Genomic DNA, 23,955 nt, shown 5'->3' on the forward strand with positions numbered 1-23,955 from the left:
CTCGACGCCGCCCCCAAGGGCGGCGTCCTTGTTTTCAGGCGTAGGAGAAAGCCTCAAGTCTGTGCTTAAGCGTGGTGTCGCGACACAACCTTGATCCAGCGCCTGCCGTCCATGGCGGACGTGCGACATACTCGAAGGGAAAACGAGCCGGAGAAGCCCGATGCAGGGAATACGAAAAACGCGAGGCTCAATTTACGCACAGACGCGCTGGGATGAGCATGGATTCAGTGAGCTGGACCAGAAAGTCAGTGCCGCTTCGACACGGGCTTCGTCACCAGGCTCGATGGAACGTCAGGGCGGTTTCACCCTGATCGAACTGTTGCTGTGCATCGCCATCATCGGTCTGCTGGCGTCGGTGGCCTACCCCATGTACACCGAGCATCTACGCGAGACCCGTGTCGCCGATGGCCGCGCTCTTCTGATGACGACCGCCTCGTCGCTGGAACGCTGCTACAGCCGTGACCAGGCCTATGATATCGCCGCCTGTGACGGCCTTGAGCGACCGTCGGAGTCCGGTTTCTACCAACTGTCGGTGGAACGCCACCCAGGGCGCTATTTTCTCGAGGCCAGGGCCCTCGACGCCCAGTCGGTGAAGGAAGGCTGCGATAGCCTGACCATGGACCAGACCGGCGAACGGGCACCAGATGACTGCTGGTAGCCGTCAGCGCGGGGTCACCCTGCTGGAGCTGGTCGTTTGCGTCGCGGTGATCGGCCTGATGGCTTCGGTGGCGGTGCCAAGTCTGCACCATTGGCTGGCCGGCGAGCGTCTGGTGGCGGATACCAATCGCCTGGTCGGCGCACTGACCCTGGCACGCACCACCGCCTTGACCCGACGCCAGGAGGTCAGGGTACTGGTGGTCGACTGCGCGGGACGCTGGCGGCTCGAGGTGCTGGCGGGAGACGCGGACGCCGGCGGCTGCCAGTCCACTCCAACCGCGCATGGCGATGTACTGATGGTCGATGAAGCAGCGCACACTGACGGCACCCGGGTATCGCCCGGTGGGGTCAGCTTCGATCTGATGGGGCGCCTGGATGAGTGCAGCTACGGTAGCCCCTGCCGTTGGCAGCTTCGCGGGACAGGAGGCGAGGGTCGCTGGGTCTCGGTGGAGCCAAGCGGCGTGGTACGCTCCGGCGATGAGGAAGATGCCGCGTGAGAAGGCTGCGATCCCAGGCCGGATTTTCCCTGCTCGAGGCACTGGTGGCGCTGGTGCTGTTGTCGGTGGGACTTTTAGGGGTGGCGGGGATGCAGTTGCGCAGCTTGCAAAGCGCCCATTCCAGTATCCAGAGATCGCTGGCGGACCTGGCCGCCCAGGATGCACGGGAACTGCTGTGGGCAAGCCTGGTGGCCAATGGCGGGTACTGTCCTGAAGGTGTGCCCGAGAGCCTTTCCCGAGAGCACTGGCGGGAGCACTGGGCCGATTTCCTTCCCGGTCTCATTGCCCTGAATGAGGCGGTGATCGCTCAGGACGACTGCGCCTTCGAGCTGCGTATTGGCTGGAAGGACGAGCGCTTCACCGAACTTAGCCTGTTTCAGTACTGGGTCAAGCTGCCCGCTCGGAAGGCGTCATGAGTCCGCACCGCGTCCTTTCCCCGGGCAAGTCGTTGCGTCGCCAGCGCGGCGTTTCCCTGGTCGAGCTGATGGTGGCCATGGTCGTCGGCAGCCTGGTGATCCTGGCTGCGGGCTCGCTGTTTCAGGAGGTCAACGCCAATGCGCGCGAGGTGCTGCGCCTGGCCGATCGCCAGGCGGTCCTGAGCTACGCCCTCGATACCATCACCGCGGCGGTGCGCCGGGGCGACGCCTCCCCCGGCGATTACGTGCTGCGCCCGGCGCCAGATGGCGAGTCCTGTACGCTCCACGAGGTCGACAGCGGCGAGCCTCTGGTCGATGGCCTGGCCTACGATGGTTCCTGCGAGGACGATCAAGTGCTGGAAGATCTGGGTGGGGGACTCTATCGCATCACCCTGAACCTGCCCCACGCAAGGACACCGATCCGGCTGCACGCGGTGGATCGTCTCCAGGCCGTGTCCGCGGCGGAGAATGCCGAATGAAGGCGCCAGCGAGGCAGCGAGGCGCGGCACTATTGGTGGTGCTGTCGCTGGTAGCGATCGCCTCGGTGGTGGCCATGGCCGGGGTCAAGTCGGCGCTGGTGGACGAACGCCTGGCCGGCAATATGCGCGCCATGGCCCAGGCCCAGATGGCGGCGGATTGGGGTGGGGCCGAGAGGCTAAGTGAAACGCCTGAATCGAGCGGGCTACTGGAGTGTGCCGAGATTCAAGACCGAGCGGAACAGGGCGGCGTATCCGCTGATTGGTCGGACGTACACACACTGACCAATAGCGACACAGTGGGCTATCGACATATCGACTGTATAGAACAGGATGTTGTCGTGCAGCTGATCATGGGGCAGGTCAGCGATGGTGAGCAGGTATTGGCAAGGCACTTTCTGATGGTGGGGCGAGAGAAGGAAAGCTCTGGATTGGAATTGCCCGATCTCATCCCTGACGATTGCATGGTCTATGCGGGGGGGCCTGTGGTGGCACATCCTGAGCTGGATCAGCCCGCCAACTGCCAACTAAACGGACTTGCCCACCCCGGTAACGACTACGGTCCAGACAGCTATATCGATGAGGTCGCCAAAGACTTCGAGGATGCCGACTTTGGGCCGGATGGCTGTGCGAGTCACCAAGGGATCGTCTATTGCGACGCTAGAACTCACGGGTTTGATGGCAGTCTGAATCTAGCGGATTACCCTGATGCGGATCAGATCGTGATCGTGGTGGATCCTGCCGATCCGAGCCAGAGCGTGACAATCGAAGCCCCAGCTGGGAGCTATGATACCTCGATCGTTGTTTCTGGAGCGCCAACGCTCGCTCCTCACGGACAGGTGGAACTCAATGGAGACATCTGGAGTACCGGGTCTATGGCGATAAGCGGGGGCGGGGGGCTCACGATCAATGGCAGACTAGTTGCCGAAGGTCCCGTCACGATAAATGGCAAGGTCGAAATCAGCCCCGAAGAAGGTGGAGAAGGTGACGGCGGCGTAATCTGGATCGATCGTGATGACTAAGGCGGAAACGAGGGTCCAGCACACCGACCCTTTTCACTTCTGATCCTTCCAAAATTGCTGAGTACCAGCCTAGCGCCCGTGTTTTCTCGCGCGCAGATATCGAAAGTCCCGTTATGTCCACTGGCGCGTCCATTGGCCAGAAAACGTACCGGCTTTGCATCCTCGCGAAAGTCGATACGCGCAAGCCGGCTGGGCGCAAAGACATGAAGTGTCGCGCCCTCCCAACTCGGCGCTCCAGCCTTGATCAACAGCTTCCCCCTCCAGTCCTCGCCGCAGTGCACGCCGTCGTCGCTCGGGCACAGGGTGACGGGTCTTGCCCGGGTGATGGCCGTGCCCCGGGCCAGCATCAGGGCGCCTTCTAGTCGCGAAAGCTCGCTGGCGATATCCTGTCGGGCGGCCATTGCCCGGTAGCCCGGCAGGGCCACGCTGGTCAGAAGGCCTACAATAGCCACCACCAGCAACAGCTCCAGCAAGGTAGTTCCGGACTGGCGGAAAGCGGTTCGATGAGGTTCGGGATGGCAAGACTTGGGACGGTAAGGTTCGGGGTGGTGAGGTGTGTGCCAGTAAGCCTGGGACATGCAGACATGACGGGGGCGTCGGGCGTCGTCGTCCATGGCGAACGCTTCCTTGTGGTTGTTGTTTGAATTCAGGGTTCCTTGAGCCTAGCTCGGAGAAGGGAGAACAGACGTTGGAGAAGCGCTTTGAGTGATTTCCTGGTGATTGGCGGCGGCGTCATAGGGCTGATGACGACACTGCAACTGGCCGATGCCGGTCACAGTGTGACGGTGGTAGAGCGAGGCGGCTGCGGTAGCGAGGCCTCCTGGGCCGGGGGCGGGATCGTCTCGCCGCTTTATCCCTGGCGCTACAGCTCGCCGGTATCGCGCCTGGCGAGCTGGTCGGAGGGGGCCTACCCCGAACTGGCCCTGCGCCTGCTGGAGGAGACCGGGGTCGACCCGGAGTATCGTCAGAAAGGGCTTCTCTACCTGAGGGTGGATGACGAAACGCGCGCACTCGAGTGGGCGCGGGAGGTTGGCAAGCCGCTGTCGCGGGTAGGCGCTGAAGTGATCCGCCGAAAGGAGCCCAACGCCCGCCGCGATATCGACGAGGCGCTGTGGATGCCGACCCTGGGCAGCATTCGTAACCCCCGTCTGATGCGCGCGCTGAGGTCCCGACTGGAAGACATGACGTCGGTGACGTTGCGCGAGCAATGCACGGTCACCGGGTTCGAGCGGCAAGGGGAGCGGGTGGCGGTGGTGAACACCGACCAGGGCAACCTCAGTGCCGATCAAGTGGTTATCTGTGCCGGCGCCTGGTCGGCGGGGCTTGCCGACATGGCCGGGCTCGATCTGCCGGTACGTCCGGTCAAGGGTCAGATGATTCTGTTCAAGGCACCACCCGGACTGGTCGAGCGGGTGGTGCTGATGGATGGACGCTACGTGATTCCTCGCGGCGACGGGCGGGTCCTGGCCGGCTCCACCCTGGAAGACGCCGGGTTCGACAAGGGCACCGACGACGACGCCCGTAGCTCACTATGGCATAGCGCTACCGCCATCATTCCGGCATTGGCCGACTGCGAGATCGAGCACCACTGGGCCGGGCTGAGGCCTGGATCACCGGACGGGGTGCCTTATATTGGCCAGGCCCCCGGCTGGGACAACCTGCACGTCAACGCCGGGCACTACCGCAATGGGCTGGTGCTGGCGCCGGCCTCGACGCGCCTGCTGGTGGATCAACTACTGGGAAGAGAGCCGATCATTGATCCCGCGCCCTATCGGTTGCAAGGACGTGTGGAAGAGCGCCCGAGGGGATAGGAGAAACAGGAACACCCAACATCCGCAGGCTGGCCTTGCAAAGGGACTGTGTCAGCGAGTCTTGAATATCGCACCAGGGCGCTACCTCACCGATAGCTGCCATCCGATTGGTGTTCCAGGCCGTAGTAGCTCGGGAAAAATGTACGATTTTCTTCCTGCCAGGCTCGCGACAGGGCGATGGCTTGCTGGACCTGCTCCGGTGTCATTTGTGCTTCCAGGCGTTTCTTGTCGGGGACGCCGGCCGTGCCTTGGAGGTCGAAATACTTGTAGGCTTGTACCAGGTCCACCTCGGTGCCAATGCCTTTCTCGTAGTAGTTGGCAAGACCTCGGTGGCTCAAGAACCCATTGAATGGCATATGTTCGGCACGCTTTAGCCACTCGAAAGCTGTCTGTTCATCCTTGGGCACGCCAATCCCTTCTTGATAGATGGCGGCAAGCTGTGAGGCTGATTCGGCGTCGCCCTGTTCGGCGGCGCGGGTGAACCAGATCCTCGCCTGCTGGATATCTTTCTCCACCAGTCCGCGAGGATCGGAACCTCGGTAGGCGAAGCCCAGTCTTTTCTGGGAGAGGATATAGCCCATTTCCGCGCTTGCCTGGAGGTAGGCCAGCGCCAAGGGTTTATTGATTCGGGTGCCGATTCCCCAGTTATAAGCAGAGAATAGTGAAGACCCTGCGTCGACTACCCCCATCTTCCACGACTCCTTCACGAGTGGTAGCCCTTGGGACCTATCGACGTAGTCTTCATACCCTGTTATCAACTCCGCATAGATCAAGCCGAGAAGGAACTTGGCTGTTGTGTCACCATTCTGGTTTTCACGAATCAACATTTCGATCGATGTGTTGTCGTAGAAGTCGGCGAGTGCGTAGCGGTCCGGGTTGTTAGCAATAAAATATGGCGTTCCCTCCATTTCCGTAAAGGTTGTTTCTCGAGAATCCATGAAGTTGAAAATGGAAGATTCATCGCAACCTGTTAAGCACGTTGCTGAAAATATGATAAATAGGACTATCGAGATTTTCTTGACGTAGTGGGGCATGGCTATATCCTCATTGTGAAGGAGTCTGTTTTTATATCGATTGGCCTGTTTTGGTTGATAGAACCAACATGAAGCGTCAGAGGTTTAGGTGGTATATTGCTATGCATGTGCTTTTCGATAGAAATGCAGTGATAGCTATTGTTCTTTAGAATTTCTATGTTAAGAGACTCCTCATTGGACAGATTTCCTCCGTCGCGCTCCTCAAGGATTGTAGGTGCCACTGTCTTGATGTGATTTTCTATGAATAAAACCGCGTAGTCGTCGTTTTTTTCTTCACCAATCTCGAGTTTCAACCCCAGCTCCATCCCCTCAAGGTCGGGCACCGTGACCAAGATGTTGATCTTTATATCGTTGGTAGCGATTTTAGAGATATCTTCCCAACGTCCATCTAGTGGGGCAGGACCTCTGCTTTCAAACGCCTCATCGTATTTCTCCCAGGTCATCTCCACCGTGACACCCTTGAACAGCAGTTCCAGGCCGTTCTTTTCCTCTTCCAAGGCTTCATAGGGAAGTAGCTGTCCCTGGTGATTGCCATAGCGACAGCGGTTGAACCAGTTTTCGACGCCGGCCACAAGAGGAGAGGTTTAAGATATTTTTAGGTGATGGGAAGAAATAGCCATAGATCCGACGGCTAGCTTTTTTTCTCGAATTCAGGTGCTTGAGATTGGGGTCGAAAGCTGGAATTGTATAGTAATTCCTCAAGAAAGAAATCACGTGTTTGTTGCATTATTTGAAACTCCCGTCTGGTTGGTATTCCAAGCCGTAGTAGCTCGGTACAAAGATGCCATGCTCCTCCTGCCAGGCTCTAGAGAGCTCGATCGCTTGCCGTATTTGATCCGGCGTCATCTGCTCGGCAAGCCGTCGTTTATCAGGCGCTCCGGCAGGGTCCCGGAGGTCATAGTACTTGTAGGCCTGGACTAAATCGACCTCGGTACCGATGCCTTCTTCGTAGTACACTGCAAGGCCGCCATGACTAATACGTCCATCGAATGGCATATTTTCGGCACGCTTTAACCACTCGAAGGCTGCTCGCTCATCCTTGGGCACGCCGAGGCCTTTACGATAGATGCCGGCAAGCTGTGAGGCTGATTCGGCGTCGCCCTGTTCGGCTGCACGGGTGAACCATATTCTCGCCTGCTGGATATCTTGCTCCACCAGTCCGCGAGGATCGGAACCTCGGTAGGCGAAGCCCAGTCTTTTCTGGGATAGGATATAGCCCTTTTCCGCGCTTGCCTGGAGGTAGGCTAGCGCCAAGGGTTTATTGATTCGGGTGCCGATGCCCTTGTAATAGACGGTGAAAAGAGAATGACCCGCGTCGATCACTCCCAATCGCCATGCTTCTTGAAGCAGTCGTATACCTTCACTTGTATCTGGTTCTCGCTCGAATCCCGTGATATGGCCGAACTGAACAAGCCCTAGCAGAAATGTGGATTCGCCATCACTAGCTTTAGCTTTATTTGTAAGGTCTTCTACTGTGATACCTTCAAAGTTGTCCCAAAGAGGGCTATTGTCGGTGGAGTTTGCGATAAAGTATGGAGACGCTTCCATCTCTATGGTAGAAGTGCTGTGTCCTCTAGTGGTGCTGAAAGGGGATGTGCCGTCACAACCTGTTAAAAGGAAGAAGTAAATTAGAATAAAGGCTGGCATGTCAAGTATCTTTCTATTCCTGTCCATGGTCAGATGCTCATCCTGAATATATCAGCTTTAGTGTCTGATGAAGTGTCTGAAGAAACTAAGCTGACGGAAAGTTTTAGTGGTATGGGAGGGTTTTTGCTACGTAAATATTTTTCTATTTTAACGGCATGGTATCCGCTGACCCTTGAAATTTTTCCGAGAGATTGTGCTTCCATGCCAAGGCTTCATAGGAAAGTCGCTGTCCCTGGTGATTGCCATAGCGACAGCGATTGACCCAGTCTTCGACGCAGGCAACAAGACGAGAGAGCTTAAGATATTTATAGGTGATGGGAAGAAATAGCCATAGATCCGAAGGCTAGCCTTTTTTTCTCGAATTCAGGTGATCGAGAATGAGGTCGAAAGCCAGCATTGTATAGTGATTCCTCAAGAAAGAAATCACGTGTTTGTTGCATTATTTGAAACTCCCGTCCGGTTGGTATTCCAGTCCGTAGTAGCTCGGTACAAAGATGCCATGCTCCTCCTGCCAGGCTCTAGAGAGCTCGATGGCTTGCCGTATTTGATCCGGCGTCATCTGCTCGGCAAGCCGTCGTTTATCCGGCGCTCCGGCAGGGTCCCGGAGGTCATAGTACTTGTAGGCCTGGACTAAATCGACCTCGGTACCGATGCCTTCTTCGTAGTACACTGCAAGGCCACCATGACTAATACGTCCATCGAATGGCATATTTTCGGCACGCTTTAACCACTCGAACGCTGCTCGCTCATCCTTTGGCACGCCAAGGCCTTTACGATAGATGCCGGCAAGCTGTGAGGCTGATTCGGCGTCGCCCTGTTCGGCGGCGCGGGTAAACCAGATCCTCGCCTGCTGGATATCTTTCTCCACCAGTCCGCGAGGGTCGGAACCTCGGTAGGCGAAGCCCAGTCTTTTCTGGGAGAGGATATAGCCCTTTTCCGCGCTTGCCTGGAGGTAGGCCAGTGCCAAGGGTTTATTGATTCGGGTGCCGATGCCCCAGTTATAAGCAGTGAATAGCGAGTACCCTGCGTCGATGACCCCCATCTTCCACGACTCCTTCACGAGTGGTAGCCCTTGGGACCTATCGACGTACTCTTCATACCCTGTTATCAACTCCGCATAGATCAAACCGAGAAGGAACTTGGCTGTTATGTCACCATTCTGGTTGTCACGAATCAACTTTTCGATCGATGTTTTGTCGTAGAAATCAGCGAGCGCGTAGCGGTCCGGGTTGTTAGCAATAAAATATGGCGATTCCTCCATTTCCGTAAAGGTTGTTTCTCGAGAATCCATAAAGTTGAAAATGGAAATTTCGTCGCAACCTGTTAAGCACGTTGCTGCACATATGATAAATAGGACTATCGAGATTTTCTTGACGTAGTGGGGCATGGCTATATCCTGATTTTAACGAGTCTTTTTTTATATCGATTGGCCTGTTTTGATTGATAAAACCAACATGAAGCGTCAGAGGTTTAGGTGGTAGATTGCTATGCATGTACTTTTCGATAGAAATGCAATTATAGCTATTGTTTTTTGAAACCTCCCTGGTGGGAGTGTTCGGGCCAGGGTGAGGTCGCTGTCTTGCCGGTCGGTAAGCCCGAGCAGGCTCTATTTGATGGGGTGCCGGTCGGCGTCGTCGCCAGGACGCAGACCGTGCAGTACAGACGTGCCCATGTTGTTGGCCGCCCTGGTTCAATGTGGGGTTCATCAGCGACAACAGATCGCCCTTTGCATCTTGCTCCATGCCAATCACTTCCCTTGCCAGTCCGTCGGCCACTGATGCCACGCTGCCGCTCGAGGGCGTCACGAAGACGGGTTCCTCGGTGGTTGGCGTCGGCACCGGCGCCAAGTCGCGGACGGGATTGAGCGATGAACCGTCCTGTCCAGATGACGAAGCGACTTGATGCCTGTGGTCAATAAGCCATAGTCAGGCGGATGGGAAAACGAGCAGAGAGATAGGGGAAGCGCTAAAGATTAGAAATTAAGAATATAAGAACATCGACATGAACAATGTCTTACGAATATCGCTTGTTCGTGCAGGTGCGAGAAAGGCGGGAGGAGGCGAGCAGTCTTTGGCGAGAACGAGTGAGTGCGGCAGGCGCGCGGCATGGCGAGGCTCGACGTCCGGTCGTCGCCATGCTGCGGGCGTCAAGCTCTTAACGAGGGGCGTCTAACGCCCCTGGGTGTCATCGCCGTTATCGCCGTCAGCATCGTCGCCTTGGCGGCTTTCGGTGATGAACTTGTCACGATGGTCACCGCAGCAGAACCACTCGCCCTTTTCGCGCAGGGCGTCCTGTTCGGGCAGGTGTACCTTGCACCAGGTGCAGCGCACCATTTTTCCTCCCTCATGGGAGGTGGGGCCTTGATCCTGCTGCTCAAACTTCCACTCGCGGTACATGCGATAAAGCTTGAGCCCGGCAAAGAACACCACGGCGAAGATCAGAAGGCGGATTATCAAGAGGTTCATCCTTACTCCACACGGATTGGAGGCGGCCTTTGCCTGTTGGCGGCCCTTGCGGGACAATGGGGGCTGATCCCCCCGATTCTCGAGAGATTTCTCCGCTCATGCAAGACCTGACTCTGGTGATGGCGCAGCTCGACCCCTTGGTCGGCGACATCCCCGGCAACGCCGACCGGGCCATCGAGACCGTACGCGAGGCTTTCCTCGAGCACGGTGCCGACGTGGTTGTTCTGCCGGAACTGTTCTTGACCGGGTATCCGCCCGAGGACCTGTTGCTGAGGCCGTCGATGGAGACCCGCCTGCGCGAGGCGCGTACCCGCATGGCGGAAAAGATGGTCCGCGACGTCATGGTCATCGTGGGCTATCCCGGCCGTCGCGAGGGCGCGCTGCACAACATGGCCGGCGTGCTCTACAACGGCCAGTGGCTGGATGAGTACGCCAAGCAGGCCCTGCCCAATTATCAGGTATTCGATGAGCAGCGCTACTTCCAGCCCGGAGACACGCCGCTGGTCGTGGAACACAAGGGCGCCAGGCTCGGGATTCTGATCTGCGAGGATATCTGGCAGGAAGCGCCGGTCCGCCAGGCTCGCGACGCCGGTGCCGATATCCTGGTCACCCTCAATGCCTCGCCCTACCACCAGAACAAGCCGGCCGAGCGGCTCGAGCTTCTCGAGCAGCGTGCCAGTGACGTCGGCCTGCCGCTGGTCTATGTCAATCAGATCGGCGGTCAGGATGAGCTGGTGTTCGACGGTGGCTCCTGCTGTGTCGACGCCGAAGGCAAGCTGGCGGTACAGGCGCCGCACTGGGATATCTGGCTGAGCCCGGTGCACTTCGTCGAGGAGCAGGGCAAGTGGAGCCCGCGCCAGGGCGAGGTGGATCTGGACGTGGCACCGGAGGAGGACCTCTACAGCGCTCTGGTCACCGGTCTGCGTGACTACGTCAACAAAAGTGGGTTCAAGGGCGTGGTGCTGGGGCTGTCTGGCGGCATCGATTCGGCCCTGTCGCTGGCCATCGCGGTGGATGCACTCGGCCCCCAGCGGGTCCATGCGGTGATGATGCCGTATCACTACACCGCCGACATTTCCAAGGAAGACGCCGCCGAGCAGGCCCGTCTGCTTGGGGTCAGCTATGAAGTGATGCCGATCGCGCCCATGGTTGAAGCCTTCATGGACACCCTGGCCGAGAGCTTCGAGGGTACCGAGCGCGATACCACCGAGGAGAATCTCCAGTCGCGCTGTCGCGGTGTGCTGCTGATGGCGCTGTCCAACAAGAAGGGCCTGATGGTCCTGACCACCGGCAACAAGAGCGAGATGGCGGTGGGCTACGCCACCCTCTACGGTGACATGGTCGGTGGGTACAACGCCATCAAGGACGTCTACAAGACCTGGGTGTATCGCCTGGCGCGCTGGCGCAACACCGAGAACCTGGTGATCCCGGAGCGTGTCATCGAGCGTCCGCCCTCGGCGGAACTGGCGCCGGACCAGCAGGACAGCGACTCGCTGCCGGACTATGACACCCTGGACGCCATTCTGGTGCGCTACATCGAAGGCGACATGAGCGCTGAGGCGATCATCGAGGCAGGCTTCAGCGCCGAGGACGTCTACAAGGTGGTCAAGCTGGTGGACCGCTGCGAGTACAAGCGCCGCCAGGCACCGGTAGGCGTGCGCGTGACCCAGCGCGGCTTCGGCCGTGACCGTCGTTATCCTATCGTCAATGGATGGCAACCGGGCCTCTGACGAGACCTGCTTCTTTCCTCTTGTCGGTACCCCACCCGTCGGGCCAGATCGGCTCGGCGGGTGGTGATGTTATGCCCACCCTTCGCTGTTTGTGACGTCACTTCCCGTCGTTGGTCATGATTTCCCGGGCCGGGATTTCTGTTGCGCTCGCTAGGGCTTGTCTGAAAAGTGCCTGCGCTCGGTAATACGGCGTTAAAAATCGGATCAAAATGCTCATTTACACCCCGTAAACTGCGCTTTCTCACCGATTTTTGCCTTGTCTAACCTTCGCTCGTCGACTTTTCGGACAGCGCCTAAAGCCCCGCGACCATTAGATGGTATTTGCTTTGATGCGTACGCCGTTTTTACACGGTGATCGACGTCACTTTGCATATTCGTCGGAAGAGATGATTTAAGCCTTCATGACTGAAGCGCCAATAGGCATCGTAAAGGTAATGGAGAAGAGTGCGGTGCGAGGTGTAGGCGATATCGCAGTTCTTGCTGAACTAGTATGGTTGTTTTCAGGGGGATAGGCGCAGATTTATTCCTTGCCATTGTTTTTCATGGGTTTTTTGAAATCATATGTGCCTAATTAAATTAATTTTTAATAGTGGTTTCTGGGTGTGTTTAGACCAATGTCCCGGTAAATAAAGCGCGACATTTCAATGTTGGGACGACGCCATGGTGCTAAGGTTTTTTTAGAAAAGGAACCTATAACGCCGGCAGAGGGAGCGCGAATGATGACGTCCTTTCGAGTTAAAACCGCTTGTGCGCTGGTAATGGGGGGTGGGGCGGTGTTTGCCCAGCATGGCGTGGCTGCCGAGTTGACCATTGCCACGGTGGATAACCGGGACATGCTGCGGATGCGAGAGCTGAGCGAGGACTTTGTCGCGGAGCATTCCGATATTCAGCTCAACTGGGTGACGTTGGACGAGAGTACGCTGCGCCAGCAGGTCACCACCGATATCGCCACCTCCGGGGGGCGCTTCGACATCGTTACCATCGGCACCTACGAAGCCCCCATCTGGGCGGAACGTGGCTGGCTCGTACCCATCGCCGACATGCCTGGCGACTACCAGCCCGAGGATCTGCTGCCCACCGTGCGCCAGGCGCTGTCCTATCAGGATGTTCTCTACGCGGCTCCCTTCTATGCGGAGTCCGCCTTCACCATGTACCGCACGGACCTGTTCGAGGATGCGGGCCTGAGCATGCCCAGGGCGCCGAGCTGGGACTTTCTGGCACAGGCGGCAGAAAAGCTCTCGGACTCCGATGAACACTACGGCATCTGCCTGCGGGGCAAGCCGGGGTGGGGCGAGAACATGGCCCTGTTGACCGCCATGGCCAACGCCTTCGGCGGTCGCTGGTTCGATGAAGAGTGGCAGCCACAGCTCGAGGGAGGTGGCTGGCGCGATGCGCTGGATCTCTATCTGACCTTGTTGGGAGAGTACGGCCCGCCGAATCCGGAAGACAACGGCTACAACGAGAATCTCGCGCTGTTTCAACAGGGCAAGTGCGGCATCTGGGTAGATGCCACCGTGGCCGCATCCGCGGTGACCGATCCCGAGGCCTCCGAGGTCGCCGATCGCGTGGGGTTCGCTCTGGCGCCTGATAACGGACTGGACAAGCGCAGCAATTGGCTGTGGGCCTGGGCGCTGGCGATTCCCTCCAGTTCCGAGCAGAGCGAGGCGGCCAAGCGCTTTGTCGCCTGGGCCACCTCCCGGGGCTATCAGGAACTGGTAGCCGAGCGAGAGGGCTGGTCCCAGGTGCCGCCGGGGACCCGTGCTCCGCTTTACGACAATCCGAGTTACCGCGAGGCCGCGCCCTACAGTGAGCTGGTGCTGGAATCGTTGAGAAGCGCCAATCCGGATGACCCGACGGTACAGGCGGTGCCCTATCGAGGCGTTCAGTACGTGGCGATCCCCGCTTTTCAGGGTATCGGTACGGCGGTGGGTAACCGCTTCGCCAAGGCGTTGGCCGGAGACATCTCCGCCGAGGAAGCCATCGAAGATGCTCAGTGGGTCACCGAGAAGGTGACCGAGCAGGCACGCTTTGCTCAGCAGTAGTGGCGATCGGCTCCTCGAAGGAAGCCGGCGGAACGGGTGAGCCCGCAGGTGCGACGTTCACCCGCAAGCGAGATGAGTGACACACAAGGAGGCGCCCATGGCGACATCCGGATTTGACCCGCAGCAATCTCTAGACAGCGTCGACGATGAACAGCTGCCGGTTCCGCCCCACAAGCAGCACGGTGCCAAGCACTTTCTCGGACTGTATGCCGCAGAGCACGTGGCCGCGACCGAGTTCGTGATCGGTGCCACCTTCGTCGGCCTCGGTGCCGGCATCTGGGACATTCTGATCGGTCTGGTCATCGGCAACACCCTGGCGATACTGAGTTTCACTCTGATCACCGCACCGATCGCCGTCGGCACCCGGCTCAGTCTTTTCGCCTACCTGGAACGCATCGCCGGCAACGTCATGGCGAAGCTCTACAACGGCGCCAATGTGGTGATCTTTGCTGCCATCTCGGCGGCCATGATCACGGTCTCTGCCACCGCGGTGCGGGTGCTTTTCGATGTGCCACCTCAGGTGGCGCCCTATCCCACCGACATGGCCTTCGTCATCATCGCCTTTGCCGTAGGGGCCATCGTGGTGCTGGTCGCGGCCTTCGGCTTCAACGCCCTGAGCGAGTTCGCCAGCATCTGTGCACCCTGGCTGATGGTGATGTTCACCGCCGGCGGCATGGTCTTGATACCGGCGCTGTCGGAGTCGGTGACCGGTTTTACCACCCTGACGAGTTTTTCGGATTTCGTCGCCATCGCCAGTGCCAGCGTATTCACCGGCATCAACGCCGATGGCGAACCGGGGATCGGGCTGTGGGAGGTCATCGGCTTCGCCTGGGCCGCCAATACCTTCGCCCACTTCGGACTGATCGACATGGCGCTTTTGCGCTATGCCCGCAAGAAGCGCTACGCCCTGGCCACCAGTACCGGCATGATGTTCGGCCACTATGTGGCCTGGATCTCGGCGGGCCTGATGGGGGCGGCCACCGCCGCCACCATGAAGCTCAGTATCCTGGTGGTCGACCCCGGCGATGTGGCGTTCTACGCGTTGGGAATGTCCGGCTTCGTGATCGTGATCGTGGCCGGCTGGACCACGGCGAATTCCAACCTGTACCGCGCCGGTCTGGCCGCCCAGGCGCTGATGCCCGAGGTCAAGCGCTGGAAGGTGACCATGCTGGTGGGGCTCGGGGTGATGGGCGCGAGCTGTTTCCCCTTCGTCTACCGCAGCATGTTGCCACTGCTGACTTACGCTGGCCTGATCCTGGTGCCGGTGGGCGGCATCGCCTTTGCTGAGTACCAGCTGTTCCCGCGGCTCGGCATGACCCGCTACTGGGCCAACTTCAAGGGCCTTGCCGACAACCGGCCGGCGATCGCCAGCTGGGGTATCTCGCTGATCTTCGGTTTTGGGCTCAATGTCCTCGACGTGATGCCGTTCTACTACCTGTTCCTGCCGACCTGGTTTGTGTCGATCCTGGTCTACGTGGTGCTGGCGCGAAGGGCCGGTGCCTGTGAGGCCTATCCAGAGAAGGAAAAGGCCCAGCAGGAGTTCAACGAGCGGGTGGTCGAACATCACCGGCGCAAGGCGGCGGAAAAGTACCGCGAAGGCGTGGAGGACAAGACACTGCTATCCAAGGGCATCAAGGTGATGTGGGGGATCGTTGGACTGGGTGTGCCAGCGGTGCTGGCCTGGCGGGTGATGTTTGAAAGCCCCGACCTGTATCAGTACTACGTCAATCGTGAGCTGTTCTACGACATCACCATCTGGTGCACGGTTATCTACTTCGTCTTCGCCTACTGGGGCCTGCAGCGCTCCAAGCAGTTCAAGCGTCGGGAGCCCGAAGGCACACCGTCCCAGGCATCGACAGGTTGAGTAGAAGCAGAAAATAGCCGGAGCCTGGCCTGCGGTGGACGCCAAGGGCAGCCACAGGCCAGCGACGGCGGAAGGACGGTGGATCGCAGCCCTGGAGCGCCAAGATGGGAGCTGGACGAAGAGAAAGGAAACGAAGCGAAGCGCAGAGCGGATGACAGCAAGCGCTGCAACAAGAAGGGGCCGCCCATGGGCGGCCCCTTCTCCTTTCTTTGGCCTGCCGGTCACCTCACGGCACCGCCTGCCTTGCGGTCGTTCAGGCGCTCAGTGGGGCGTCGTCGACGTACTTGGGTTCGAAGCGACGACCGTTGAGGCGCTCGTTGTCCGGGTCGTTCTCGATCAGCACCTGCAGCGTCTCGCTGGCGCGATCACGCAGGCCCATGCCGAGGTAGCCTTCGACCATCACCGCCAGGGCGTCGCGGGTAGCCTCGGCCTGGGGGTAGTTCTCCAACACCCAGCGACCCCGCTGCACGGCGGCCATGTAGGCCTTCTTGCGCAGGTAGAAGTCGGCCACATGCAGCTCTTGCTGGGCCAGCAGGTTGCGCAGGTAGATGATGCGCTGTTGCGCGTCCGGGGCGTACGGACTGTCCGGATAGCGGGTGATCAGGTCGGTAAAGTCGGTGTAGGCGTCTCGGGTAGCGCCGAGGTCCCGCTCCGAGATATCGATGACCTTGAGCGACTCCAGGCTGAAACGACCGGCCTGCCAGGCGGCCAGCCCGCGCATGTAGTAGGCGTAGTCGACCTGCGCATGGTTGGGGTGCAGGCGAATGAAGCGGCTGGCGGCGGCCCGGGCGGCTTCCCAGTCATCCATCTCGTAGTAGGTATAGATGAGTTCGAGCTGGGCCTGTTCGGCGTAGTCGCCGAAGGGGAAGCGGGTGTCGATGGCTTCCAGGCGGTTCATGGCCGTGGTAAAGCTGCCGTTCTCCAGGGCCTGGCGACCTTCCTGGTAGAGCTGGCGTTCGGTGGCGCCGTCGTAGCGCTCTTCCTCGACGTCGTTGCTGGCGCAGCCGCCGAGTACCGCGCCCATCAACACCAGGGCGCCCAGGCGAGCGGCGGAAGTAGTGAAAACGCGCATCTTGGTCCTCGTGTCAAACAACCCGGGTCGGCCGTGGTAGAATCGGCCGCGATCCGCCCACTATAAAGCACCTTGCCTGGAAACGCAGTCTTCCTGCTGCGGGCCACGTGTTTTGTGCGCGAGTTGCCATCAATCTTCGATCCCCACAGAGAAGTGTTCCGAACCATGTCACAGACCCTCGACGTCCACAGTCGCATTCCCCTCGACATGGCAGGCTATCGCCTGGACCAGGCCGCAGCGGAATTGTTTGCCGACTATTCCCGGGAGCGGTTGAAGGGTTGGATCAAGGACGGTTCCCTGACCCTGGATGGGGCTGCGGCCAAGCCCAAGGACAAGGTCCACGGTGGTGAAAGGCTGGTGCTCAAGGCCCTCATCGAGGATGACACTCGCTTCGAGGCGCAGGATATTCCGCTCGAGGTGGTGTTCGAGGACGACCAGGTACTGGTGGTCAACAAGCCGCCGGGGCTGGTGGTTCACCCCGCTGCGGGCAACCCCGACGGGACCCTGCTCAATGCCTTGCTGCACCACTTTCCCGACGCCGCCACCTTGCCTCGTGCCGGTATCGTGCATCGCCTCGACAAGGACACCAGCGGGCTGATGGTGGTGGCCAAGTCCCTGGCCGCCCACGCTGACCTGGTGGCGCAGCTGCAGGCGCGTAGCGTGTCGCGGGAGTATGACGCCATCGTGGTGGGCAAGATGACCTCCGGCGGCACCGTGGATGCGCCGATCGGCCGACATCCCAAGGACCGCAAGCGCCAGGCGGTTACCGCCTCGGGCAAGCCGGCGGTGACCCACTATCGGGTGGTGGAGCGCTTTCGTGCCCATACCCACGTTCGCTGCAAGCTGGAGACCGGCCGTACTCACCAGATTCGCGTGCACATGGCGCACCGGCGCTTTCCGTTGATCGGCGACCCGGTTTACGGTGGGCGACTCAAACTGCCGCCCGGAGCGGAGCAGACGCTCAAGGAAATCCTGCGCGAGTTTCCGCGCCAGGCGCTGCACGCGCGTCGACTGGCCTTCGTCCACCCGAGTCGCGGCGAGGAGGTCAGCTTCCAGGCGCCGCTGCCGGATGACCTGCTGATGCTGCTGGACTTCCTGCGTGACGATGCGGAGACCATGCAATGATCGATGCCCTCGACCTGCGCCCCAGCGTGATCGTGCCCGACTGGCCTGCTCCGGCCAATGTCGGTGCCTTCGTCACCACCCGCGAGACCGGCCCCAGCCAGGGGCCCTACGCCGCCTTCAACCCGGCGAGTCACGTCGGCGACAAGCCGGAACATGTGGAGCTTTGTCGGCGCCAGTTGAGCAAGGAACTGGGCGATGAGCGTCCGCTGCTGTGGCTCGATCAGGTCCACGGTGCCAGCGTCCAGCATGGCTTCAGTGACACCATACCCAAGGCCGATGCCTCGGTGGCGACCACCCGTGACTACGCCTGCGTGATACTGACGGCGGACTGTCTGCCGGTGTTCTTCTGTGATCGTGGCGGAGAGCGCGTGGCGCTGGCCCACGCTGGCTGGCGCAGCCTGGCCGGTGGCGTGCTGGAGGCTACCGTGGCCTCCCTGGGCACTGCGCCTGGGGAACTGATGGCCTGGTTGGGGCCGGCGATCTCCAACGCTCAGTTCGAGGTTGGCCCCGAGGTGCGTGAGGCCTTCTGCGGCGTGCACCCCGAGGCAGCCAGCGCCTTTGAACCGAGTCCCTATCGCCTGGGGCACTATATGGCGGACCTTTACAAGCTGGCGCGTCTGCGGCTTGAACGTCTTGGCGTCTCCCACGTCAGCGGCGGGCACTTCTGCACCGCCTGTGAATCACGCTTCTATTCCCATCGTCGTGACGACGGCGTCACCGGGCGCATGGCCAGCGTGATCTGGCTGCGATAGAACGGACCGACGTCGTACTTTTCCCGAGACTCCCCTCTAGACGTGAAACTGCTTCACTAGACTTGAAACGTCCCTAAAGCACCGCCATATCTCTGTCAAGTCACATTGACAGGGTCAAGCGGTGCGTCCGAACGCATCGCCATCCCGAAAGGAGATATCGATGCGTTTTGACAAGTTTACCGCCAAGCTGCAGCAGGCTATCGCCGACGCCCAGTCCCTCGCCGTGGGGCGCGGGCACAATCAGATGGAACCTGCGCACCTGCTGCTGGCGCTGCTCGACAACCGCGACACCGGCGTCAAGGCGCTGGTACAGAAGGCGGGGGGCGACGCCGGTCGGCTGCGTGACGCCCTGGCGGGCCAGATCGACGATCTGCCCCAGGTCGCCCAGTTCGACGGCGAAGTGCAGCCGTCCCGGGATCTGATCAAGCTGTTCAACCTCACCGATGCCGAGGCCCAGAAGCGTGGCGATCAATACATCGCCAGTGAACTGGTACTGCTGGCGGCAATCGCCATGAAGCATGCCGTGGCCAAGGCGCTGACCCAGGCTGGCCTTGCGCGCAAGTCGCTGGAGGGCGCCATCGATAGCGTGCGCGGTGGCCAGAAGGTGGATGACGCCAACGCCGAGGACAGCCGCGAGGCGCTGGAGAAGTACACCCTGGATCTGACCCAGCGGGCCGCCGACGGCAAGCTGGATCCGGTGATCGGGCGAGACGACGAGATCCGTCGCACCATCCAGGTGCTGCAGCGGCGCACCAAGAACAACCCGGTGCTGATCGGCGAGCCTGGCGTCGGCAAGACCGCCATCGTCGAGGGGCTGGCCAGCCGCATCATCAACGGCGAGGTGCCCGAGGGGCTCAAGGACAAGCGCGTGCTGTCGCTGGACATGGGCTCGCTGCTGGCCGGGGCCAAGTTCCGCGGTGAATTCGAGGAGCGCCTGAAGGCGGTGCTCAACGAGCTGTCCCAGGAAGAAGGGCGGGTCATCCTGTTCATCGACGAATTGCACACCATGGTCGGTGCGGGCAAGGCCGAGGGCGCCATGGACGCCGGCAACATGCTCAAGCCGGCGCTGGCCCGGGGTGAGCTGCACTGTGTCGGTGCCACTACCCTGGACGAGTACCGCAAGTACATCGAGAAGGATGCGGCGCTGGAGCGGCGCTTCCAGAAGGTGCAGGTGGACGAGCCCAGCGAGGAAGACACGGTGGCGATCCTGCGTGGCCTCAAGGAGCGCTACGAGGTGCACCACGGCGTCGACATTACCGACGGCGCGATCATCGCGGCGGCCAAGCTGTCGACGCGCTACATCACCGATCGTCAGCTGCCGGACAAGGCCATCGACCTGATCGACGAGGCGTCGTCGCGCATTCGCATGGAGCTCGACTCCAAGCCGGAGGAAATGGACCGTCTGGATCGTCGCCTGATCCAGTTGAAGATGGAGCGCGAGCACCTCAAGAAGGAAACCGACGAGGCCTCGCGCAAGCGCCTCGATACCCTTGAGGAACAGATCGGCGAGCTGGAGCGCGAGTACGCCGACCTGGACGAGATCTGGAAGGCCGAGAAGGCCAGCATCCAGGGCGCGGCCCAGTTCAAGGACGAGCTAGACCGGGCGCGGGTCGACCTGGAGCAGGCTCGCCGCCAGGGCGACCTGGGGCGGATGTCGGAACTGCAGTACGGGGTGATTCCGGAGCTCGAGAAGAAGATTGCCGAGAGCGGCGATGCCGAGGCGGACACCCGTCACCACAAGCTTTTGCGCTCCAACGTCACCGAGGAGGAAATCGCCGAGGTGGTGTCACGCTGGACCGGCATTCCGGTGGCCAAGATGCTCGAGGGCGAGCGCGACAAGCTCCTGCGCATGGAGGAGGCCCTGCACCAGCGGGTCATCGGTCAGGACGAAGCGGTCACCGCCGTGGCCAACGCGGTGCGGCGCTCCCGCGCGGGCTTGGCCGACCCCAACCGGCCCAACGGCTCCTTCCTGTTTCTCGGCCCGACCGGGGTGGGCAAGACCGAACTGTGCAAGTCGCTGGCCAACTTCCTGTTCGACACCGAGGAAGCCATGGTGCGCATCGACATGTCCGAGTTCATGGAGAAGCACTCGGTGGCGCGGTTGATCGGCGCGCCTCCCGGCTATGTCGGCTATGAAGAAGGCGGCTACCTGACCGAAGCGGTGCGCCGCAAACCCTATTCGGTGCTGCTGCTCGACGAGGTGGAGAAGGCCCACCCGGACGTCTTCAACATCCTGTTGCAGGTGCTGGAGGATGGTCGCCTGACCGACGGCCAGGGGCGCACGGTGGATTTCCGCAACACCGTCATCGTGATGACCTCCAACCTGGCGTCCGACATCATCCAGCAGTTCGGTGGTGACGACGCCGACTACGACAGCATGCGTCAGACGGTGATGGAGGTGGTCGGAAGCCACTTCCGGCCTGAGTTGATCAACCGCATCGATGAAGTGGTGGTGTTCCACGCCCTCGGCCAGGATCAGATCCAGGCGATCGCCGGCATCCAGCTTGAACGTCTGCGCACGCGGCTGGCAGAACACGATCTCGGGCTCACGGTCTCCGACGAGGCGTTGGCACTGTTGGCGGTGGTCGGCTTCGACCCCGTCTATGGCGCTCGTCCGCTCAAGCGCGCCCTGCAGAGCCGGATCGAGAACCCGCTGGCACAGGACCTGCTGGCCGGCAAGTTCAGCGCTGGCGACGTGATCCGCGTGGTCGCCGACGATGGTCAGTTACGTTTCGACCGCTGACCACGGGTCGATCACGCAAGAAGGCCCCTTCATCAAGGAGGGGCCTGATGCCTTCGGCTGGCATTCGTGCATGATGGGTAATTCGAATACCCATTCTCAAGCAAATGGTTAATCGGTCGCTATACTGAAGGTCAGGTTGCGTCCTGTGACCCCCTTGCCCGCCCGGTTCCCCACCCGGCGGGCTTTTTCGTGGCGTTCATCAAGGCTTGGGTTCTGCCCGAAAGGGCAACGAGCGCGGGCTTATTCTTGCCAAGCCCTAGGGCTTGTCTGAAAAGTGCCTGCGCTCGGTAATACGGCGTTAAAAATCGGCTGGTGCGCCAGCCCGGTCAAAATGCTCATTTACACCCCGTAAACTGCGCTTTCTCACCGATTTTTGCCTTGTCTAACCTTCGCTCGTCGACTTTTCGGACAGCGCCTAGCGCGTCGCCCGGGCGCCGGACAGGTGCACGCGTCGCAGGCGTACGTTGTCGCCCACCAGGTGCTTTTGCAGTTCCTCGAGACTGACGTTCTTGGTCTCTGGCATCAGGAATATCACGAACACCAGTTGCAGCAGCATCATTACCGCGAAGAAGGTGAACACCGGCCCGCCGCTGAAGGTGCCCAGCACCCAGGGCATGACCAGGGTGATCAGCGCAGCGAAGACCCAGTGGATCGAGGCACCGAAGGATTGGCCGCGGGCACGCACGTGGTTGGGGAAGACCTCGGAGATGAACACCCAGATGACCGCACCCTGACTGATGGCATGGGCAGCGATGAACAGTCCCAGCAGCAGCGGGACTTCGAGTCCGCCCAGGGCGTCGGCGAAGAAGGCGCGAGAGATCAGCACCAGCGACAGCAGATAGCCGGCCGAGCCGATGAACAGCAGGGTGCGGCGGCCGAAGCGGTCGATCAGCGACATCCCGATCATGGTGAAGACCAGGTTGACCAGACCGATGCCGGCGGTGGACAGAAGCGCTGCCTGGCTACCGAGTTCGGCGGCTTCGAGCACCCGGGGGGCATAGTAGATGATGAAGTTGATGCCCGAGAGCTGGTTGAAGAAGGCGATCAGGAAGGCCAGCAGAATCGGCAGACGATAGCGACGCGAGAAGAAGGGGGCCTTGGCGGACGCTTCGTCGGTTTCGGCGGCGCGAATGGCGTTGATCTCGGCGTCGACATCGGCGTCAGGGTTGATCTGGCGAAGTACCTGGCCGGCTTCCTCGATAGCGTTCTTCTTGAGGATGAGCCAGCGCGGACTGCGCGGGACACGGGTAATCATCAGGGTGTAGATCAGTGCAGGGATGGCCTCGATACCCAGCATCCAGCGCCAGGCGTCGTCGCTCATCAGGCTGCCGATCACATAGTTGGAGACGAATGCCATGAGGATGCCGAAGACGATATTGAACTGGTACATGGCGACCAGAAAGCCACGATGGCGCGGCGGGGCGATCTCGGAGATATAGGTAGGGGCCGCCACCGACGAGATGCCGACGCCGATGCCGCCGATCAGGCGGAAGAAGGCGAACAGCCAGGGGTCGGACACCACCGCCGAGCCCACCGCGGAGACCAGGTACAACACACCGATCATCAGCAGGGTGGCGCGCCTTCCCAGCGCATCGGTGGGCCAGTTGCCGAAGATGGCACCGATCACGGTGCCCCAAAGGGCCATGGACATGATCAGCAGGCCATGCTGCAGGTCGCTGAGACCCCACAGCGCCTGGATGGGCTTGTCGGCCCCGGAGATGACCGCGGTGTCGAAGCCGAACAGGAATCCTGCCAGCGCCACGGTGATGGACCATTGCACGATGCGAGACATGTAGTGCTACCTCCTGTGAAAGGGGGGCGTTGTTGTGGTTGTCGAAAAGACCTTGTGGTTGTCTAGGGCTTGTCTGAAAAGTGCCTGCGCTCGGTAATACGGCGTTAAAAATCGGATCAAAATGCTCATTTACACCCCGTAAACTGCGCTGTCTCACCGATTTTTGCCTTGTCTAACCTTCGCTCGTCGACTTTTCGGACAGCGCCTAGAGAAATCCTTGGGTGAATCGATTCTCTCTTGAGGCGTCAGCGATCCAGATGGCAAGTGTCAGCGACCCGATTTGAAAGCGTCGGCGAGTCGTTCGCTGATCGTCAGCGGTGCCGATCAGACCCGGGGCGGGGCAGAGAGAAACTCTCCTGTCGTCATGCTCCGGCTGTCGTGGCGACTTTCCGCCGCACCCTCTCCATCGGTGTCTGGTAAAGTAAGTGAATCGTGTCACCTGGCGTCATTACAGCAGCGTCATGGCCAGATTTCGAGAAAACGGCGTTAGACATTGGTCTTGCTGCACCCGCGAAAAGAGGCCTTTCAGAGTGCTCTGACCGAGCGCGATGGGAACGGCGGTTGACAGTCACAGAGCGCTATTGGAATCTTGAGGGTTCCTGACTGCGGGCGCGGCACGATGGGTGACCCCCAACGCCGCGTGAAGGGTAGGCCAATGGGCCTCTACCCGCCGAAGGACTACCAGGTTCGGGTTAACCGCCCCGCCTGGCCAACGCCCCGACGCGGTGACCCGCCGTGATGAGAGTGCAGGCCCCAACCGGGCCGACGGACGCCAGGGTTTGGCATCAGGTGCCGGTGCGCCGGCAGCAG

Annotated in this window: 20 protein-coding genes; 12 read left to right on the top strand and 8 right to left on the bottom strand. The window is 60.4% G+C overall.

Annotated features, from left to right (window positions below; genetic code table 11):
- Nucleotides 1-283: 283 nt before the first annotated feature.
- The 5 genes from C6W88_RS18460 to C6W88_RS18480 are packed head-to-tail and all read left to right on the top strand — an operon-like array spanning nt 284 to nt 3,068.
- Nucleotides 284-658, top strand: coding sequence for a type IV pilin protein (locus C6W88_RS18460; protein WP_162816485.1), 375 nt, complete (start codon nt 284-286; stop codon nt 656-658).
- On the top strand, nt 645-1,154 hold the full coding sequence (locus tag C6W88_RS18465) for a GspH/FimT family pseudopilin (protein WP_108133560.1): 510 nt from the start codon (nt 645-647) through the stop codon (nt 1,152-1,154). Before C6W88_RS18460 ends, C6W88_RS18465 begins: the two co-directional genes overlap by 14 nt.
- Nucleotides 1,151-1,570, top strand: a complete 420-nt coding sequence (gene pilV, locus C6W88_RS18470; protein WP_231498701.1) for a type IV pilus modification protein PilV — start codon at nt 1,151-1,153, stop codon at nt 1,568-1,570. Before C6W88_RS18465 ends, pilV begins: the two co-directional genes overlap by 4 nt.
- Nucleotides 1,567-2,049: a PilW family protein gene (locus tag C6W88_RS21695; RefSeq protein WP_108133526.1), complete on the top strand. Its 483-nt coding sequence runs from the start codon at nt 1,567-1,569 to the stop codon at nt 2,047-2,049. The genes pilV and C6W88_RS21695 overlap by 4 nt, the downstream gene beginning before the upstream one ends.
- On the top strand, nt 2,046-3,068 hold the full coding sequence (locus C6W88_RS18480) for a PilX N-terminal domain-containing pilus assembly protein (protein WP_108133527.1): 1,023 nt from the start codon (nt 2,046-2,048) through the stop codon (nt 3,066-3,068). Before C6W88_RS21695 ends, C6W88_RS18480 begins: the two co-directional genes overlap by 4 nt.
- Here the strand turns inward: C6W88_RS18480 and C6W88_RS18485 are convergent.
- A complete protein-coding gene (locus C6W88_RS18485; protein ID WP_108133528.1) occupies nt 3,065-3,682 on the bottom strand; it encodes a GspH/FimT family pseudopilin in 618 nt (205 codons plus the stop codon). The two genes, C6W88_RS18480 and C6W88_RS18485, sit on opposite strands and share 4 nt — an antisense overlap.
- An 87-nt stretch (nt 3,683-3,769) precedes the next feature.
- Here C6W88_RS18485 and thiO point away from each other — a divergent pair, with 87 nt between their 5' ends.
- A complete protein-coding gene (gene thiO, locus C6W88_RS18490) occupies nt 3,770-4,879 on the top strand; it encodes a glycine oxidase ThiO (RefSeq protein ID WP_108133529.1) in 1,110 nt (369 codons plus the stop codon).
- Between the two features lie 86 nt (nt 4,880-4,965).
- On the opposite strand, the gene C6W88_RS18495 is transcribed toward thiO, so the two are convergent.
- The 5 genes from C6W88_RS18495 to C6W88_RS18515 all read right to left on the bottom strand — a co-directional run bounded on the left by C6W88_RS18495 (nt 4,966) and on the right by C6W88_RS18515 (nt 10,025).
- On the bottom strand, nt 4,966-5,913 hold the full coding sequence (locus tag C6W88_RS18495; RefSeq protein WP_108133530.1) for a tetratricopeptide repeat protein: 948 nt from the start codon (nt 5,911-5,913) through the stop codon (nt 4,966-4,968).
- 2 nt (nt 5,914-5,915) lie between these two features.
- Entirely contained in the window at nt 5,916-6,410 is a 495-nt protein-coding gene (locus C6W88_RS18500; RefSeq protein ID WP_108133531.1) for a hypothetical protein, read from the bottom strand.
- Between the two features lie 229 nt (nt 6,411-6,639).
- Nucleotides 6,640-7,560 carry a tetratricopeptide repeat protein gene (locus tag C6W88_RS18505; RefSeq protein WP_197037149.1) on the bottom strand — a complete coding sequence of 307 codons (921 nt, stop codon included), beginning with the start codon at nt 7,558-7,560 and terminating at the stop codon, nt 6,640-6,642.
- Between the two features lie 439 nt (nt 7,561-7,999).
- Nucleotides 8,000-8,947, bottom strand: a complete 948-nt coding sequence (locus tag C6W88_RS18510; RefSeq protein ID WP_108133533.1) for a tetratricopeptide repeat protein — start codon at nt 8,945-8,947, stop codon at nt 8,000-8,002.
- A 781-nt stretch (nt 8,948-9,728) separates the two neighbouring features.
- Nucleotides 9,729-10,025, bottom strand: a complete 297-nt coding sequence (locus C6W88_RS18515; RefSeq protein WP_108133534.1) for a PP0621 family protein — start codon at nt 10,023-10,025, stop codon at nt 9,729-9,731.
- Between the two features lie 98 nt (nt 10,026-10,123).
- Here C6W88_RS18515 and C6W88_RS18520 point away from each other — a divergent pair, with 98 nt between their 5' ends.
- The 3 genes from C6W88_RS18520 to C6W88_RS18535 all read left to right on the top strand — a co-directional run bounded on the left by C6W88_RS18520 (nt 10,124) and on the right by C6W88_RS18535 (nt 15,661).
- Nucleotides 10,124-11,755 carry an NAD+ synthase gene (locus tag C6W88_RS18520; protein ID WP_108133535.1) on the top strand — a complete coding sequence of 544 codons (1,632 nt, stop codon included), beginning with the start codon at nt 10,124-10,126 and terminating at the stop codon, nt 11,753-11,755.
- A gap of 716 nt (nt 11,756-12,471) precedes the next feature.
- The gene (locus C6W88_RS18530; protein WP_108133537.1) at nt 12,472-13,797 is read left to right on the top strand and encodes an ABC transporter substrate-binding protein; all 1,326 of its coding nucleotides are present in this window, start codon (nt 12,472-12,474) and stop codon (nt 13,795-13,797) included.
- Nucleotides 13,798-13,894: 97 nt separating this feature from the next.
- Entirely contained in the window at nt 13,895-15,661 is a 1,767-nt protein-coding gene (locus tag C6W88_RS18535; RefSeq protein ID WP_108133538.1) for a purine-cytosine permease family protein, read from the top strand.
- Between the two features lie 253 nt (nt 15,662-15,914).
- Here C6W88_RS18535 and C6W88_RS18540 read toward each other — a convergent pair whose 3' ends face one another.
- Nucleotides 15,915-16,733 carry an outer membrane protein assembly factor BamD gene (locus C6W88_RS18540; protein WP_108133539.1) on the bottom strand — a complete coding sequence of 273 codons (819 nt, stop codon included), beginning with the start codon at nt 16,731-16,733 and terminating at the stop codon, nt 15,915-15,917.
- A 165-nt stretch (nt 16,734-16,898) separates the two neighbouring features.
- Here C6W88_RS18540 and rluD point away from each other — a divergent pair, with 165 nt between their 5' ends.
- The 3 genes from rluD to clpB all read left to right on the top strand — a co-directional run bounded on the left by rluD (nt 16,899) and on the right by clpB (nt 21,353).
- Entirely contained in the window at nt 16,899-17,858 is a 960-nt protein-coding gene (gene rluD, locus C6W88_RS18545; protein ID WP_108133540.1) for a 23S rRNA pseudouridine(1911/1915/1917) synthase RluD, read from the top strand.
- On the top strand, nt 17,855-18,610 hold the full coding sequence (gene pgeF, locus C6W88_RS18550) for a peptidoglycan editing factor PgeF (protein WP_045994252.1): 756 nt from the start codon (nt 17,855-17,857) through the stop codon (nt 18,608-18,610). The genes rluD and pgeF overlap by 4 nt, the downstream gene beginning before the upstream one ends.
- Before the next feature lie 160 nt (nt 18,611-18,770).
- The gene (gene clpB / locus C6W88_RS18555; RefSeq protein WP_108133541.1) at nt 18,771-21,353 is read left to right on the top strand and encodes an ATP-dependent chaperone ClpB; all 2,583 of its coding nucleotides are present in this window, start codon (nt 18,771-18,773) and stop codon (nt 21,351-21,353) included.
- 415 nt (nt 21,354-21,768) lie between these two features.
- On the opposite strand, the gene C6W88_RS18560 is transcribed toward clpB, so the two are convergent.
- Nucleotides 21,769-23,145 carry a sugar porter family MFS transporter gene (locus C6W88_RS18560; RefSeq protein ID WP_108133542.1) on the bottom strand — a complete coding sequence of 459 codons (1,377 nt, stop codon included), beginning with the start codon at nt 23,143-23,145 and terminating at the stop codon, nt 21,769-21,771.
- Nucleotides 23,146-23,955 lie beyond the last annotated feature (810 nt).

This window comes from Halomonas litopenaei, assembly GCF_003045775.1.
GTDB classification, from domain to species: Bacteria; Pseudomonadota; Gammaproteobacteria; order Pseudomonadales; family Halomonadaceae; genus Halomonas; species Halomonas litopenaei.